At 37.4% G+C, this 16,237-nt stretch carries 13 protein-coding genes; 6 read left to right on the forward strand and 7 right to left on the reverse strand.

Features of this window, described 5'->3' with window-relative positions:
* From JL102_RS11510 to JL102_RS11535, 6 genes are all read right to left on the reverse strand, one after another.
* A partial coding sequence (locus JL102_RS11510) for an AbiA family abortive infection protein (RefSeq protein WP_202244560.1) occupies positions 1-1,979 on the reverse strand: 1,979 nt, incomplete at its 3' end.
* A gap of 112 nt (positions 1,980-2,091) precedes the next feature.
* Positions 2,092-3,630, reverse strand: coding sequence for a YifB family Mg chelatase-like AAA ATPase (locus JL102_RS11515; RefSeq protein ID WP_202244561.1), 1,539 nt, complete (start codon positions 3,628-3,630; stop codon positions 2,092-2,094).
* 2 nt (positions 3,631-3,632) lie between these two features.
* Complete coding sequence (gene lpcA / locus JL102_RS11520) at positions 3,633-4,208, reverse strand: D-sedoheptulose 7-phosphate isomerase (protein ID WP_202244562.1); 576 nt, start codon at positions 4,206-4,208, stop codon at positions 3,633-3,635.
* 6 nt (positions 4,209-4,214) lie between these two features.
* Positions 4,215-4,481, reverse strand: coding sequence for a hypothetical protein (locus tag JL102_RS11525; protein WP_202244563.1), 267 nt, complete (start codon positions 4,479-4,481; stop codon positions 4,215-4,217).
* A gap of 155 nt (positions 4,482-4,636) precedes the next feature.
* Positions 4,637-6,460: an ABC transporter ATP-binding protein gene (locus JL102_RS11530; protein ID WP_202244564.1), complete on the reverse strand. Its 1,824-nt coding sequence runs from the start codon at positions 6,458-6,460 to the stop codon at positions 4,637-4,639.
* Positions 6,461-6,511: 51 nt separating this feature from the next.
* Positions 6,512-8,203 (reverse strand): hypothetical protein, encoded by a 1,692-nt coding sequence (locus JL102_RS11535; protein ID WP_202244565.1) that lies wholly within the window; start codon positions 8,201-8,203, stop codon positions 6,512-6,514.
* A gap of 206 nt (positions 8,204-8,409) precedes the next feature.
* On the opposite strand from JL102_RS11535, the gene JL102_RS11540 reads away from it, so the two are divergent.
* The 6 genes from JL102_RS11540 (at position 8,410) to JL102_RS11565 (ending at position 13,749) form a co-directional block, all read left to right on the forward strand.
* Positions 8,410-8,655, forward strand: a complete 246-nt coding sequence (locus tag JL102_RS11540) for a type B 50S ribosomal protein L31 (protein ID WP_202244566.1) — start codon at positions 8,410-8,412, stop codon at positions 8,653-8,655.
* 78 nt (positions 8,656-8,733) lie between these two features.
* Positions 8,734-9,921, forward strand: coding sequence for a GlmU family protein (locus JL102_RS11545; RefSeq protein ID WP_202244567.1), 1,188 nt, complete (start codon positions 8,734-8,736; stop codon positions 9,919-9,921).
* Position 9,922: 1 nt separating this feature from the next.
* Positions 9,923-11,041, forward strand: coding sequence for a DNA polymerase III subunit (locus JL102_RS11550; protein WP_202244568.1), 1,119 nt, complete (start codon positions 9,923-9,925; stop codon positions 11,039-11,041).
* Positions 11,042-11,974: a hydroxymethylbilane synthase gene (gene hemC, locus JL102_RS11555; protein WP_202244569.1), complete on the forward strand. Its 933-nt coding sequence runs from the start codon at positions 11,042-11,044 to the stop codon at positions 11,972-11,974. It abuts the gene before it with no gap.
* A gap of 8 nt (positions 11,975-11,982) precedes the next feature.
* The gene (locus JL102_RS11560) at positions 11,983-12,843 is read left to right on the forward strand and encodes a peptidylprolyl isomerase (protein WP_202244570.1); all 861 of its coding nucleotides are present in this window, start codon (positions 11,983-11,985) and stop codon (positions 12,841-12,843) included.
* Entirely contained in the window at positions 12,844-13,749 is a 906-nt protein-coding gene (locus JL102_RS11565; protein ID WP_394369241.1) for an SDR family oxidoreductase, read from the forward strand.
* 81 nt (positions 13,750-13,830) lie between these two features.
* Here JL102_RS11565 and JL102_RS11570 read toward each other — a convergent pair whose 3' ends face one another.
* Complete coding sequence (locus JL102_RS11570; protein ID WP_202244572.1) at positions 13,831-16,152, reverse strand: DUF5723 family protein; 2,322 nt, start codon at positions 16,150-16,152, stop codon at positions 13,831-13,833.
* Positions 16,153-16,237 lie beyond the last annotated feature (85 nt).

Raw genomic sequence — 16,237 nt, forward strand, 5'->3', positions numbered from 1 at the left:
ATAAACAAAACCAATCTAAATGTGCTTAATTTATTGTCCAGTTTTTTGTTGCAAATCCAATCTAATACTTTGGATACATAACCTTTATACACATAATATTCTTGTTTACTAACTCCCCAAGCAATTCTAGAATCACTACCAGCATGAGAGATAGGATTATTATTACGTCGATCAAACAGATTCCTAATTTGTATAACTGTGTTATTATCTAAATATATTGACTTCAAATATTGTTCTACATTACCTGCATTATAGTTTTTAATCTCACCTTTTTCACCTTCAGATACATAGCAAACAAAATGGATTTCATTTAACAAATGATTCAAGGATACGGAATAATAATTTTGCCTTTCTGCAAACACCCTTTGGCGAATTTGTTCCACAAAACTAGCATAGTTTATAATTTGCTTCATTTTCCTGAAATTAACACTATAATAGCCTGTATTAGCATTATCAGATACTTTCTTTGAACGTATAAATTCAAAAACAGGCCTAAATTTTTCACTCTCTCCAAGCTTTTTGAATAACGCCCCTCTATTTGAAAATTTAGGTTGTGACAGCAAAACTAGTAATATCCATAAATCAAATGTTGTGAAAATGCTTTTCGACAATAAGTGACTCTCAAGACTTTCCAGAGCCTCAGTGCAAGCAGATATCAAAATTATTAATGGCTGAGGATAAACATGTAAAAGTTCATAATTGAAATCCTTGAACTTTCTTTCAAGCTTTGGAATGTTATTTTGTATCAAATTCAAAACATGTTTATCATATACATATTTAAGAGTTTCTCTATCAAATTCATCCAAATTTTTGTGAAATTTACTGATGCCCTTTTGTTTTATATCATCAGTAACATTAAGTAATTTAGTAAACTGCTCTGAAGGCGACAGCCCCTTCTTTAATTGAGCTTCAGGGTAATCTTCGGAAACCTTATTCATTAAACTCCGAAACCTATTTCTTTCATCTGCATTGCCAACTTCAAATACCTGTACCTTATTATTAAATCTTAAATTTAATTCAGCGTGAAATTTATCTGCTATTTTATTTAATAATCTCTGAACAAATTGATATCTAAGTTCTTTATCAAATTTCAATTCAAAGTTAGGATAGTGCTTAAAGTCTAGAGAAACATAAATATCATCAACATATCTAACAATTCTATAGTCGACTTTTCTGAATCCTTCATTTAGCTCATTGATTACATCTTCTATAATTAAATCACCAAAGGTTAAATACAAATATCCAATAAAGCCAGAAATAATATTATTATCTGACTGAGGAATATTGTCAATGCCGTCGCTTAAAAAGCGGTAATAAAATTCAATTTGCTCTTTAGTAGCTGAATCAAAATTATTCTTTTTTAAAACACTAGATTTAACATTAATTTCAATCAGATCAAGTAATTTTTTAATACTTATATTGTCATAGTAATCTTGAATATCTAACCTAATAATTATTTTGTCCTCAGGGTCTTCCGTTACTTCTTGTAACTCACTTTTAAATTCTTTATAACGAGAATAATATAGGGTTGTCTTCTCTTTAAGAACTAGTTTGTTTTTTTCAAACTTCAAGTCACCACCGTAAAAAGATTTTATCTTTTTACCCTTCTCCCCTGTTAAGAATTCATGTGTTACCCGCAGAATATAAAGTCCAAACGCATACATTAATTGCTGCATAGGGTAGCTGAAAAAGTAATAATTTCTTAAACCAGCGCCTATTTTAGGAATGGTATATTTATGCAAAAAAAACTCTCTTTCAAAACCATAAAATAGATTATTTGAGATACGTTCGTTATAATAAGCCTTAGATTTTAACCTTTCTGTTTTTCTTATTACCTGCTCAAAATAAAGAAAATTAAAAGTGTTATAAATTTTATAATCCTTCCTATCATTTATTTGATAATCCAACAGATCCTTGGCAGACTTCCAAAGATCATAGGTCAAAAAATAACCAACTTGAGTTTCCTTTAGAGTAGACATTTTGACTTCATAAAGATTCCATATTCAATAAACGAATATAAATGACTCCAAACAATGAGTTCATACCTAAATTTATCTACTTTACTTAATGAATAAATTTCTTAACCACACACTACCCTGCCCAACCATCTCTATCCAGACTTCGGTACTGAATAGCTTCGGCCAAGTGTTCAATTCTTATTTCATCAGTGCCTGCCAGGTCAGCTATGGTGCGAGACACTTTCAGGATACGATCATAGGCTCGGGCTGAGAGACCTAACTTTTCCATGGCGGTTTTTAATAGTGTACGGCCAGCTTCATTGATATCACATACCTCTTTTACCATTTGAGAAGGCATCATGGCATTGCAATAGATAGCTGGTGTCTCCTTAAAGCGCTCTATCTGTTTATCTCGCGCTTGTATCACCCTATCTCTGATCTCTTCGCTGCTTTCAGTTTTTCTATTAGCCGTCATTTCATCAAATGATACCGGAGTCACTTCTACATGCAGATCAATCCTGTCTAGTAAAGGGCCGCTTACTTTGCTGAGATAGCGCTGCACCACACCAGGAGCACATACGCATTCCTTTTCAGGATGGTTATAATATCCACAAGGACATGGATTCATACTGGCTATCAGCATAAAATTAGCGGGGTAGTCTAGCGAAATACGGGCTCGTGAAATGGTGACTCTACGCTCTTCCATAGGCTGACGCATTACCTCTAAAACAGTTCGCTTAAATTCCGGCAATTCATCTAAGAACAATACTCCGTTATGAGCTAACGAAATTTCTCCAGGTTGTGGATTCCCTCCACCACCTACCAAAGCCACATCACTAATGGTGTGGTGAGGGGCACGATATGGCCTTGTTGATATAAGACTGGCCTTAGCTCCCAGCTTACCTGCTACAGAATGTATTTTAGTAGTTTCCAGTGCTTCCACCAGAGACAAAGGAGGCAAAATGGATGACAACCGCTTGGCCAGCATGGTTTTTCCAGCCCCGGGAGGACCTATCATAATAGCATTATGGCCGCCAGCTGCGGCAATTTCCAATGCCCTTTTTATATTTTCCTGACCTTGAACATCTTTAAAGTCGAAATCATAGTTATTTAGCTCAGCCATAAACACATCTCTAGTGTCTATTACTAAAGGCTCTATTTGCAGCTCACCCTCAAAAAAGTCGACTGCCTCTTTAATATTCTCTACTCCGATTATATCCAGATCATTAACAATGGCTGCTTCTCTGGCATTTTCTTTAGGCAGGATAAAGCCCTTAAATTTATTCTTTCGAGCTTCAATTGCTATAGGTAAAACCCCCTTAATAGGCCTCAGCTCACCATCTAATGACAGCTCTCCCATGATAACATATTGGGAAAGCTTTTCTGCCACGATCTGATCAGAAGCTTGTAAAATGCTTAACGCGATAGGCAAATCATAAGCACTACCTTCCTTTTTAATGTCAGCAGGTGCCAAATTCACCACCACCTTTTGGCGAGGCATTCTAAATCTATGAAATTTCACCGCTGATTCTACGCGGTGCTCACTCTCTTTTACAGCACTGTCAGGCAGGCCACTCATAAAAAACTTGGTACCCTGCCCCACATTTACTTCTATGGTAATAATTTTTGCATCAACTCCGTAAACTGCCGCTCCAAAAGTCTTTGCTAGCATAATTACACCATTTTTTCAATGAGCATGATAAGAATATGTATTACTTTGATGTGTACTTCCTGGATTCTATCCGCATAGCCATAATGGGGCACACGAATTTCCAGATCAGCCATTTCACCCAGTTCGCCTCCGCCGTTACCAGTAAGCGCTACTACTTTTACGCCATTAGCTCTGGCCACACGTGCTGCTTCTATAATATTTCGGGAATTACCGCTAGTACTTATCGCTAAAAGCACATCATTTTCTGTTCCTAAAGCCTCTACAAAACGTGAAAACACTTTATCATATCCATAATCATTACCTACGCAGGTAATATGACTGGAATCTGAAATTGCCACTGCAGGCAAGGGTTTTCTTTCATCACGAAACCTGCCGGTGAGCTCTTCAGCAAAATGCATTGCATCACAATGGGAACCTCCATTACCGCAAGATATGGCCTTGCCCCCTTTCTTAAAGCTTTCTACAAACAAGTTAGCCGCACTTTCAATCTTTTGAATATTGGTAGTGTCTGTTAAAAAATCATCCAACACATCAGAAGCCTGCAATAGCTCCTGCTTTATCAACTGTAAGTTACTCATAAATAATTATTGGTCTGTCTCTTCCTCTTTTTTACCTTCTACGGCAGTATTAGCAGTTCTTTGAGTACCACTTACTGACTGCAAATCAAACATTTTTGCTTTAAGTGAATTAATTTCATGTTCCAGTCTTTCTTTCTCTTTTTTATGTGATCTGACCTCCATGGTTATCAGCACCACATCTATAAAAAACAATATCAGACCTAAAATGGTAACATAAATCATGAGATCCATATGTCCTTTCAATTTAAAAAGAAACTGTAGGTCCTCAGACATATAGTTTACATAGATTGAGGCTAGTAAAAGAGAAACATGGAATAAAAAATAGATTAGATAAAATATAGACTTTGGCTTCTTCATAAATTAATACATTGAAAGAGGGCAAATTATAGAATAATTACTTCCGTTAAAATTAAAAATACAAAAATTAATCAAGTATTCTGCATCAGATTTAGCTTTTTATACATGCCTTCCTGGCTCAATAATTCGGTATGAGAACCGCGTTCTATCACCTTTCCGTCCTGTATAACTACTATTTCGTCAGCATACTGTATGGTACTTAATCTGTGTGCTATTACCAGTGATGTTCTGTTTTTCATAAGGTTAGAAAGAGCATCCTGTACCAGCCTTTCAGATTCTGAATCCAGCGCAGAAGTGGCTTCATCCAAAATCAATATCGGCGGATTTTTCAATACAGCGCGCGCTATGCTTATTCTCTGCCTTTGCCCACCGGAAAGCTTCATACCTCTATCTCCAATATTGGTATCATAGCCGTTTTCCATTCCCTCTATAAAATCATGTGCATTAGCAATTTTCGCAGCCTGTATTACATCTTCACGCTTGGCTCCTTCTATACCAAAAGCAATATTGTTAAAAATAGTGTCATTAAAAAGTATAGATTCCTGAGTAACAATACCCATATGCTTTCTGATAGAATCAATGTCATAGTCTCTCAAATCTTCACCATCAATTTTAATGCCCCCTCCTGTAGGGTCATAAAAGCGCGGGATTAAATCAGCCAGTGTAGACTTACCTCCACCTGAAGGACCAACCAAAGCCACCATTTTACCTTTAGGTATAGTGAGATTAATATCACTCAGAACCTTTTCTTTCTCATAAGCAAAATCTACATGCTCAAAAGTAAGTTCCTTTTCAAAAGCAGGCAAAACCTTGGCATTAGGCTTATTTGTAATGGCTGGCTTAGTATCTATAACGCTAAATATTCTATCCGCTGCCACCAGGCCTTTAGGCACTGTGGATATTCCTTGAGAAAATGCTTTAGCAGGTGAAATGATTTGAGAGAAAATAGCCAGATAAGCTATAAATTGGCTAGCATTCAATGAAGCATCGTTTTCCAGTACTAAGCTACCTCCATAGTAAAGGATAATGGTAACTATACCTACTCCCAATACTTCAGAGATAGGTGATCCCATCTCTTTTCTATGAGCATAAGAAAGGTTTACTTTTTTAAAGAAGTCTGTTTCATCATCCATCTTCTTTCTCACATAATTCAAAGCATTAAATGCCTTCACTATGCGTATACCTCCTAGTGTTTCATCCAAAATATTCACTATTCGGCCTAAAGATTCCTGACTTTGAACGGCTTTTCTTTTCAGTTTTTTCACCACATACCCCAATACACCGCCTGATATAGGCAATATTAATATAGTGAATAAAGTAAGCTTATATGAAATAGCGAAAAGTGTAACAAAGTAAAATATTACCTGAATCGGCTCCCTTAATAATGATTTAGGACTATTAAGCACTGAGTTTTCCACCTCCTGCACATCATTGGTGATTCGAGACATCAAATCACCCTTTCTTTCATTAGAGAAAAAGCCTAGATGCATGATGGACACTTTATTATAAATGGACATCCGTAAATTCTTGATCACATCTAACCTTACTCTGGCACTAACAATAGCGGCCAAATACCTAAACACATTAGTCATCAATACAGATACTACCACTATCAGACACACAAACATGAGTGCCTCTTTTTTACCCTCATTCTCTACTATGGTAGTAAAGTAGTAGTTAAAATAATCTGTAGCGTAATCTAACGACAGTGAAAACTCAGTAGGCTTTTCAAATTGCTTGGCGGTGTCCTGCCCAAATAGCACATTGAGTAAAGGAATCAGCATCGCAAAATTCACTACACTGAAAGCCGCACTAAGAAATATATATAATACATATTGAGGAAATAGCACTTTTAAATGGTGTGCATACCTAAATACTCTAAAGAACAGTTTCATAACTTTTATTAACCCATTAACCCTACAATCTGCGAATTTACCCGTTTCAAATTAAAACTCGTGGTACCTGTGAGGAATATTCCACCGAAGTGCCAAAGAGGTGTAATTAGTATTTTCATCTAAACTCTCCTGATCACTCTTAAGATCTCGGTAAATATGGGTAAGATCTACGAACAAATTATGCTTAAACTGATAAGAGAGGGCTAAACTACCATACATAAGTGTAGTACCTACTCCTTGCCCAATCTCATTATTTTCATTCTGCTCTCGTGTCTGATTTTTTAATAAAATATTTCCTCCCCAGTTCTGATCTTCACCATCAGTGCCATATTCAGCTCTGATGAGTTTGGCGGTAACTTGCAACCTACCCATGGGCTGATATCTCAATATACCAACCACTTCATTAAAATTGGCTCCCAACGGATGGGCTAATGACTGCTGATAATGTGAATAACTACCAAAATCAGTATCATGGCTATAGATATACGGTCTGGCAATATTGGTTTCCACCTGCAAATCAAGATTATCTATACCTAATGCGTTTACATACTCAGCTCCTAGTTGTAAAGAATATTTATTTCCCCACCATCCACTACCAGATTTGAAGTTTTCCAGCACAAATTCATCTAATACAAACTGACCATAAAGAGATACTTTCTTAACAGGAAACCATTTGAAATCTGCTCCTAATAGCACGTTATCAGAGCTTCCATTTTGCTGTTCTACTGCTCTGTAAAAAATGATAGGATTAAGGTATTTAAGCTCATAACTATTATTTCCAGTTGAATCAGCATTACTAAAAACAACTGCCTCAAAAACGCCTACATTGAGTTTCTTTCCTATATTTAAACTCAAATGATGAAGAGACATGAATTTCTTATCATAGTTTCTGCTACCAGTAAGTCCGGTACTATTACCTTCTACATTGGCAGTCATCTCAGTAAAAAGATTGGTATAGTTCAGCTTCCATACTTTTGTCTGCATTTTCAGGAACAAGTACCCTGGCGCATAATCAGACAGAATTAAAGATCGGTAGCCGTTTCCTACTTTGAAGCGATCATGACCAAACTGCAGGTTAATATGCTTAGTAGCATTAAAAGTTATATACCCCCGAGCTGTTAAAAAATCTACTCCACTATCCTTATACCCCTTCCAAAACCCTTCATGAGGAACGACTATATTCTGACGAATATCAGACATTACATATTCAGGGAAAATAGCTTGATTTTCGCCTATAAAAGAGTAGAACCCGACCTTTTCATCAATCATACCTCTTACTTCAACACCGCGGGTATTAATATAAGTCCTTTGACTTGAAGCTGACTCCACACCTCCCAATAAGTAAAGAACTGGATTAACATGAAGATCAAAGTCCTTCTCTTTTACGTGATACAGGTCTGATTTTGATCTATAAAAATGCTTAAGAATAGGTTTTCTACTTATGTTATTAGAACTATCCCCGTACTCCCAGTTATCATTACTCAGGTATTCAAGATTAAAAGCATCACTTTTACTCCAATTATGATCTTCTAGCTTTAAAGAATCCACAAACTTCGCCACGTCAGCCCTTTCATAGCCTTTCCATGAAGTAAAAAAGCCCGGATATAGCTCACCCCCCAATATTTCATACCTATCTACAGTATGATAATAATCGGAATTCAACGGTACCAAAGCACTCTGAGCTTGTGAATAGAGCGGAAGCAACACCGCGATTAGAAGAAAAACACTCTTTAAATCTCTCATAATAAAAAAATGGGCCTTTATTCTGACCTTCTATATAAAAGTGCAAAATAATGGAATTTTTATATTTACCTTTACATTACCAAAACTTAATAATTACAATTAATAAAAGAGGTTCAAATAAATAAAGGCGAAAGCCCTTGCACTTATAATTAAAATGAGTAATTTTGTGCCTCTTTTGGGAAGAACGATAAGAAAAGGTATATAAAATGAAAAACGACATACATCCTGAGTACAGAGAGGTAGTTTTCTACGACACATCAAGTGACTATAAGTTCTTGACTAAATCTACCATGTCATCAAGCGAAACCATTAAATGGGACGATGGAACCGAGTACCCTCTAATTAAGGTGGAGGTTAGTTCAGCTTCACACCCTTTCTACACTGGTAAAAAACTATTTGTGGATACAGCGGGTAGAGTTGAAAAATTCAACAAAAAATACAAAAAGAAGTAATTCTTTAAGCATAACATTTATCATATAAAAAAGTCTTCAGGGTGAATTTATCCTGAAGACTTTTTTATTTTTGCAATCATGAATGTTATCCTTTTTGATGAACCAACCATCAGGCTTTCGCTGCTTCCATTTACATTCACCCGGCCTGTTTCGGAAATAAGAGTAGGAATACTCACTATCTCTGAAAAATGGGCTAGAAGACTGAAAACCGATGTTTCTTTTAGCACTGAAGCCTATCTGAGTGAAAAATTTCCATTGATAGATACAGAAGACAATCTATGGATCAATGGAGCAGTATGCCCTGACGAGGCGCTGCTAGAAGCTATACTCTCCCTATCTGAAAACACTTTATTAACCACCGGCGAGCAGGTGATTGCTGCCAAGGTAAACCAGCTCAACTTACAACAGCTGGACGCCATGGAGAAATTTCCTTATGACCGACCTGTAACTATTATAGGCAATACTTGGGAAATTTTTAAAAAGAATGCGGAACAGATCAGAGCTGACTTTGATTTGATTACTCATAATCGTACTTCTGCTGACATTATAGATCCTCACACTATAGTATATGGTGAAGAGAATGTTTTCATTGAAGAAGGCGCCACCATTAAAGCTGCGGTTATTAACGCAGAAAAAGGACCTATCTATATTGGTAAAAACACAGAAGTGAGTGAAGGCGCTATGATCAGAGGAGCTTTTTCTTTAGGAGAAGGCTCAGTATTGAGCATGGGAGCTAAAATTCGAGGTGATTCATCTGTAGGACCTTACTGCAAAGTGGGAGGTGAAGTGAGTAATTCTGTAATTTTTGGCTATAGCAATAAAGGCCATGAAGGTTATATAGGTAATACTGTTATAGGCGAATGGTGCAACCTTGGTGCTGACACCAACACCTCCAACCTAAAAAACAATTACACCCCTGTCCGTCTCTGGAGTTATAAACATGACTCTTTTTCAGACACAGGAGAAACTTTCTGTGGCATGATGATGGGGGATCACTCCAAATGTGGCATCAACACCATGTTTAATACAGGCACAGTAGTAGGAGTCTCCTGTAACATCTTCGGTGCCGGACAACCAAGAAACTTTATTCCATCATTCACTTGGGGAGGAGCAACTGGCCTTGAAACTTACAGAGCTGAGAAAGCGTGTGAGGTTGCCGAAAAAGTGATGGAAAGAAGGCAGATCATCTTTGACAAAACTGAAAGAGACATTTTAGATAAAGTATTTGAACTAACTGCAAAATACCGCACCTGGGAAAAAGAATAATATGCTATTTGCTGATATAAAAGGACTTGACAACGTAAAAAAGCAGCTGATAAATTCAGTAAGTAGTGATCATGTGGCACATGCTCAGCTATTTATGGGTAAACCTGGCAGCCCCAACTTACCCATGGCTCTGGCCTTTGCAAATTATCTAAACTGCGAAAAACCATCAGAAAATGATGCCTGTGGAGAATGCCCCTCATGCTACAAAAACCAACGATTCATACATCCAGATATGCACTTTGTATATCCGGTAAGTGCCACTAAAAATATTACAGGCAAAGATGTAGTAAGCTCCTCTTATCTCAAAGAATGGAGAGCATTCCTTAGTTCCACGCCATACGGTGGTATCGACAATTGGTCAGCGCATTATGGAGGAGAAGATAAGCAAGTAAATATATCAAAGGAAGAAAGTAGGCAAATCATAAAAAACCTTTCATTAAAAGCTTTCGAAGGCAAGTATAAAGTGATGATCATCTGGCTGCCAGAATATATGAATGCAGCAGCTGCCAATGGTATCCTTAAAATTTTAGAAGAGCCGCCAGAAAAAACTATATTTCTGCTGGTTTCTAACGACACTGAGCGCCTACTTACCACCATTTTATCGCGAACTCAAATAGTTACTATCCCTAAATTTAGCGATGAAAGCATTCAACAAATGCTAGAGGAAAACCATGGATTAGAGCCTCAGCAAGCAAACCAGTTATCTCACCTGGCTGATGGTGATTATAACCTGGCCGTGAAACTCCTAAACAATATTGAAGATGACAGCCACCAGCTCTTTACAGACTGGATGCGTGACTGTTTTAGAAAAGACTTTAGTGAACTTGTTGTTAAAAGCGACCAGTTTCATAGCATGAATAAAGTAGCGCAAAGAAGTTTATTTCTTTATGCGCTTAACATGTTTAGAGAGGCCATTATTTACAACGCTGCACCTGACTTAAAAAGGGTAAGCGGAGCTGTAGGTTCATTCATAGAAAACTTTAGTAAAGTAATGGATAGTACTAAAGTAGAATCAATTAGCAAACTTATTAATGACGCGCATTACCATTTAGAGCGTAATGCTAGTCCAAAAATTATATTCTTAGATCTTTCGCTTCAAATAGCCAGAATAATAAAGTAAATGAACAAAATCAGAATAGGAACAAGAGGTAGCAAACTGGCCCTTTGGCAAGCAGAGCATATTGCTGACTTACTTAGTAAAGGTGGTGCTGAAACAGAAATAATTACTATTGAGACCAAAGGAGACAAGATACTTGATGTTTCCATAGCTAAAATCGGAAGTAAAGGTGTATTTACTGAAGAAATAGAGGCAGAGCTAGAAAAAGGCAATATTGATATAGCTGTACACAGTGCTAAAGATATGCAATCAGAACTTCCTGATGGGTTCGAACTTATAGCTTTCACAGAAAGGGAAGTGGTAAATGATGCATTGGTAGGCCTGGACATGAAAATATCATTAGAACAGGAAAATCTGATTATTGGAACATCGTCTACTCGAAGAGTAGCCCTTCTGAAACATTTCTACCCTCATGTAAAAACGGTATCTGTAAGAGGCAATTTACAAACTCGCATACAAAAGATGAAAGACGGCGCTTGCGATGCACTTCTACTCGCTTATGCCGGAGTACATCGCATGGGATATGACGATATGATTATTTCTAAGCTACCACTCGATAAATTCATTCCTGCTGTAGGCCAAGGAAGTATTGCTATAGAAGCTTCCTCCAACCTATCCGAAGAAAAGAAAACCTTCATCAGGCAAAATGTTAACCATGACGTTACAGAAAAAAGGTTACTCTGCGAACGCGCATTTCTTAGAACATTACAAGGAGGCTGTAGCATTCCTGTGTTTGCCCTTGCTGATATCCATGATGAAACGATAACGGTAAAAGGAGGCATTGTAAACCTTGAAGGTGATAAGATCATCAGAAAGAGAATTATGAATAAAATAGAAGATGGTGAGCAGGCAGGGGAAGAGCTAGCAGAAGAAGTGCTCGCTGCTGGTGGAGAGGAAATCCTTTTAGACATTAGAGAAAAACTTAATCAACTTTAATAAAACTCATGACCAACAGAATTTTAATTCTTGCATTGCTTCTACTAGCCATGGGCTCTTGTGCATCTGAAAAAGACTATCTTATTACCATTCATACTGATTATGGCGACATGCACGCCATATTGTTTGATGATACTCCTGAACACAAGGAAAACTTTGTTAAGCTAGCTCAAGACGGATTTTATGATAGTTTACTTTTTCATAGAGTAATCAAAGACTTTATGATACAAACAGGCGATCCTGACTCTAAAAATGCGAAAAAGAATGCACCACTAGGTTCTGGAGGCCCAGGATATAACATTCCTGCAGAAATTAAGCAAAATCATTTCCATGCTAAAGGGGCCCTTTCTGCCGCCAGACAAGATGATAGAGTTAATCCCAAGAAAGAGTCAAGCGGAAGCCAGTTTTATATAGTACAAGGAAAAACGTGGACTAAGGAAGAACTGACTACCGACATGGAAAAACTGGGAACCACCGCCCAACAGCTGATGGCCCGCTCTGATCAGGATTCTGTAAAACAAATGCTTTTTAATATCTATCAAAACGAAGGCCCCGAAGCCTATGGCAAAAAGCTAATGGAAATGAAAGATTATATGGAACAGGTGATGTCTGTTGATCTTTCTAAAACTATTTCACCAGAAAGGCTGAAAGCTTATACTACCATAGGAGGTGCTCCTCACTTAGATGATGAATACACTGTATTTGGAAAAGTAATTGATGGACTGGATATCATAGACAAAATTGCCGAGCAGCCTACCGACCGTAGGGATCGGCCTGTAGAGGATTTAAAAATGTCCGTAGAAGTTGAACAAATTCCCAAGAAAAAAATTACTAAACTATACGGATACGAATACCCTAAACAGGATTAAATTGTGAAAATACTAATTACCGGATCTAACGGCCTCCTAGGACAAAAACTTGTAAAACTTCTTACCAGCGGCGAAGATAATATAGAACTTATCGCCACAGCAAGAGGAGAAAACCGACTCCCTTCTTTTGATAATAAGTACACTTATGAATCAATGGACATTTCTAATGAAGAGGACGTCAACGCTATAATTACCAAACATAAGCCAGAGGTAATTATTAATACAGCGGCTATGACCAATGTAGATCAGTGCGAAACTGACCATGATGGCTGCTGGAAGTTAAACGTGCATGCAGTGGAATATCTGATTGCTGCTGCTGAAAAAACTGGAGCCCACCTGGTGCATGTGTCTACAGATTTCATCTTTGATGGCTCTCATGGCCCACTTGAAGAAAATGCAGAACCTGCTCCAGTTAATTTTTATGGTGAAAGTAAACTAGCCGCGGAGAAGCTTATTATAGAAAGTAATATATCTTGGGCTATAGCCAGAACAGTGCTAGTATATGGCATAGCGCATGACATGAGCAGGTCTAATATTATATTATGGGTTAAAAATAGCCTAGAAAGTCAAAAGAACATCCAAGTAGTAGACGATCAGTGGAGGACTCCTACACTGGCAGAAGACCTAGCTCAAGGATGTTTCTTAATAGCGAAAAACCAGGCTAAGGGTATTTATAACATTAGTGGTAAAGAAATGCTTTCTCCTTATGAAATGGCCATAAAAACCGCTGATTTCTTTAAACTAGACCAGTCTCTAATCACAAAAACAGATGGTTCTAAATTCAAACAAACAGCCAAAAGGCCTCCTAAAACTGGTTTTGTAATTACAAAAGCCGAAAATGACTTAGGATATCAGCCTCATTCTTTTGAAGAAGGTTTAGCTGTATTAAAAAGCCAACTAACATAGTCGAAATTGGTAAAAATAATAAAACAAAAAAGGTCTGGAAGTATACTTCCAGACCTTTTTTGTTTCCTCAATGCCACGTGATTATTTCATTAGCACCTCTAATTCAACTCGTCTGTTTTGCTTTCTTCCTTCAGCAGTATCATTAGTTGTAATGGGCTGAGTTTCTCCAAAGCCTCTTACTTCAAAACGCTCTTTATCTATTCCCTGCTCTCCTAAAAAGTCAGCTACAGCCTGAGCTCTATCTTTTGACAGTTTCAAATTATTAGCAGCAGCACCTTGACTATCGGTATGGCCAGAAACCTGAAGCCTCCACTCTGGTTTCTTCTTCAAAAGATTAGCCAACTCCACTAAAGCACTGTAAGAAGACACCTTTATTTTATTACTTCCACTCTCAAATTCAAGATTTTTGAAAGCAGTATTCAATATTTCTTGCTCCTCCTCTTTAATAGCAGGACATCCGTTATTTTCAGGTATTCCAGGAATCAGTACACATTCATCTTCAGAATCGATAATTCCATCTCCATCAGTATCTGCATAAGGGCAGCCAGAGTTTTCTGCTGGTCCTGCCACTTTAGGACATTTATCTTCATTATCGTAAATTCCATCTCCATCACTATCAGGACATCCACCTTTTGCAGGATCACCAGCCAAGTTAGGACATAGATCTTCACTATCTTTCACTCCGTCACCATCTGTATCAGCACAGCCTTTGAACTCTGCCTTACCAGGAATTTCTGGACATTCGTCATCAGAATCTTTAACGCCATCAACATCAGTATCAGGGCAACCTTTAAACTCTTTCAATCCGGCCACCTGTGGGCATTCATCTTCACTGTCCGTTATACCATCACCATCGGCATCAGGGCAACCATTTAGCTCTACTACACCAGCAATCTCAGGGCATTTATCTTCACTATCCTGTACTCCGTCTCCATCAGTATCTGGACACCCTTTAAAAGCCCACACACCAGGCACTTTAGGACATACATCCATTTTATTAGAAACACCATCATTATCACGATCTTTCTTTTTCTTATAAGTAATCCCAAATCTTAACCCAAAATACACACTAGCACTTGTAGGGTCCTTTCCTAAAAGATAATTACTTATCCAATCTCGAGAACCCAACACCACTGGTCCAGCTCTGAAGTACACTCCACTATTTAAATTAGCAAATTTATCATACGAGAAAGGAAGACCTAACTCTATTCCCTTTTTCTCAATTCTAGGAGTAAGAGAAACAGTACTCACATAACGTGTCTTTTCCCTATCTCCGCTTCCGCCTTTAAAAGCTATTTGAGAAGTCAGGTTCAAGTACAAACCTCCATGTACATTGTAATCAAAATCTCCTACCAACCTAGTGGGTAAATTCATTTTATATTCACCACCTCTTTCAAAATTGAATAGGCTTTCAATAATCTCATCTTCATCTCCATCGAGATTATTAACATCAATATTATCTTCACTACCTGTAATATGACCACTATCCTCACTTCTATCATAATTTATAGCCCCTAAATCAAGTAAGGAAAGGCCTATTCTGTACTTATACTTATTCTTATCTCTTCTCCATAAACCATCTTCCCCATCCATACTATACTGATATGAATCCATATTAGGTCTAAACTCATAAACCACACCTAGATCAAGACCTACACCAATATTAGAAAGTGGGTTATATTCAAAATCCTCATCATCTAGCTCTTGATTAAAGCCTGAAGATACATCCACATTAGGAACATTTACTCGGTCATCCTGAAGACCATCATATTGTAAACTATTAACATACCCGTAACCTGAAGCAATACCATCAAGCAATTTAAAGGTACCTCCAGCTTTTAAAAAGTGCTTTCCTTCACCTCTAATCACCCTTGCATAGGTAAGTCCATATTCAGCCCATAGATGACTTTGCACGTATAAATCACTTATATCGTAACTTTCACCTGCATCAATAACAAACCCCGACTCATCATCAAGTCGATCCAAGAAATTAGCAACATCTTCACTTACACCATCTACGTTAGCCATCAAACGTACTCTGGCTGTAATAGCCAAGGCATGTTTAGGGCTCATAGTTAACATAAAAGACATAGGCGTATATAGCTCAGAGGCCACAAAAACACCTTTACCACTACTCTTAGAACTCTCTATAAGTCGATCAGTATCTATATCAAACTTCTTAAAGTCACTATTAGGAATGGAGTAATAATTGTTGGCAGCAAAAGCATCAATAGAAACCAAATTGAGTTGGAATTTATATCTGCTATCGGCAATTGAAGCAGGTTGATGGCTTATTCCCTGAACACCTGCATAGTTACTAGAATGAAACCCAAGCCAACTTTGAGCCTGAAGCCCTACATGGATGAAAACAAAAAAAATTAAAAAAGAGTAAAATTTCACCATAAACCTTTAGTTTAAAAAAATCATATAACCATTTCTACATAAAGTTTACAGCCTTAAAGTAACCTCCTTCTACTTATTTTTCTGG

Source organism: Fulvivirga sediminis (genome assembly GCF_016757215.1).
Lineage (GTDB): Bacteria > Bacteroidota > Bacteroidia > Cytophagales > Cyclobacteriaceae > Fulvivirga > Fulvivirga sediminis.

Excerpts from the sequence above, each read along its gene's own strand:
- JL102_RS11515 (WP_202244561.1), bottom strand. The coding sequence starts at position 3,630 with ATGCTAGCAAAGACTTTTGGAGCGGCAGTTTACGGAGTTGATGCAAAA.
- lpcA (WP_202244562.1), bottom strand. The coding sequence starts at position 4,208 with ATGAGTAACTTACAGTTGATAAAGCAGGAGCTATTGCAGGCTTCTGAT.
- JL102_RS11525 (WP_202244563.1), bottom strand. The coding sequence starts at position 4,481 with ATGTCTGAGGACCTACAGTTTCTTTTTAAATTGAAAGGACATATGGAT.
- JL102_RS11530 (WP_202244564.1), bottom strand. The coding sequence starts at position 6,460 with ATGAAACTGTTCTTTAGAGTATTTAGGTATGCACACCATTTAAAAGTG.
- JL102_RS11535 (WP_202244565.1), bottom strand. The coding sequence starts at position 8,203 with ATGAGAGATTTAAAGAGTGTTTTTCTTCTAATCGCGGTGTTGCTTCCG.
- JL102_RS11540 (WP_202244566.1), top strand. The coding sequence starts at position 8,410 with ATGAAAAACGACATACATCCTGAGTACAGAGAGGTAGTTTTCTACGAC.
- JL102_RS11545 (WP_202244567.1), top strand. The coding sequence starts at position 8,734 with ATGAATGTTATCCTTTTTGATGAACCAACCATCAGGCTTTCGCTGCTT.
- JL102_RS11550 (WP_202244568.1), top strand. The coding sequence starts at position 9,923 with ATGCTATTTGCTGATATAAAAGGACTTGACAACGTAAAAAAGCAGCTG.
- hemC (WP_202244569.1), top strand. The coding sequence starts at position 11,042 with ATGAACAAAATCAGAATAGGAACAAGAGGTAGCAAACTGGCCCTTTGG.
- JL102_RS11560 (WP_202244570.1), top strand. The coding sequence starts at position 11,983 with ATGACCAACAGAATTTTAATTCTTGCATTGCTTCTACTAGCCATGGGC.
- JL102_RS11570 (WP_202244572.1), bottom strand. The coding sequence starts at position 16,152 with ATGGTGAAATTTTACTCTTTTTTAATTTTTTTTGTTTTCATCCATGTA.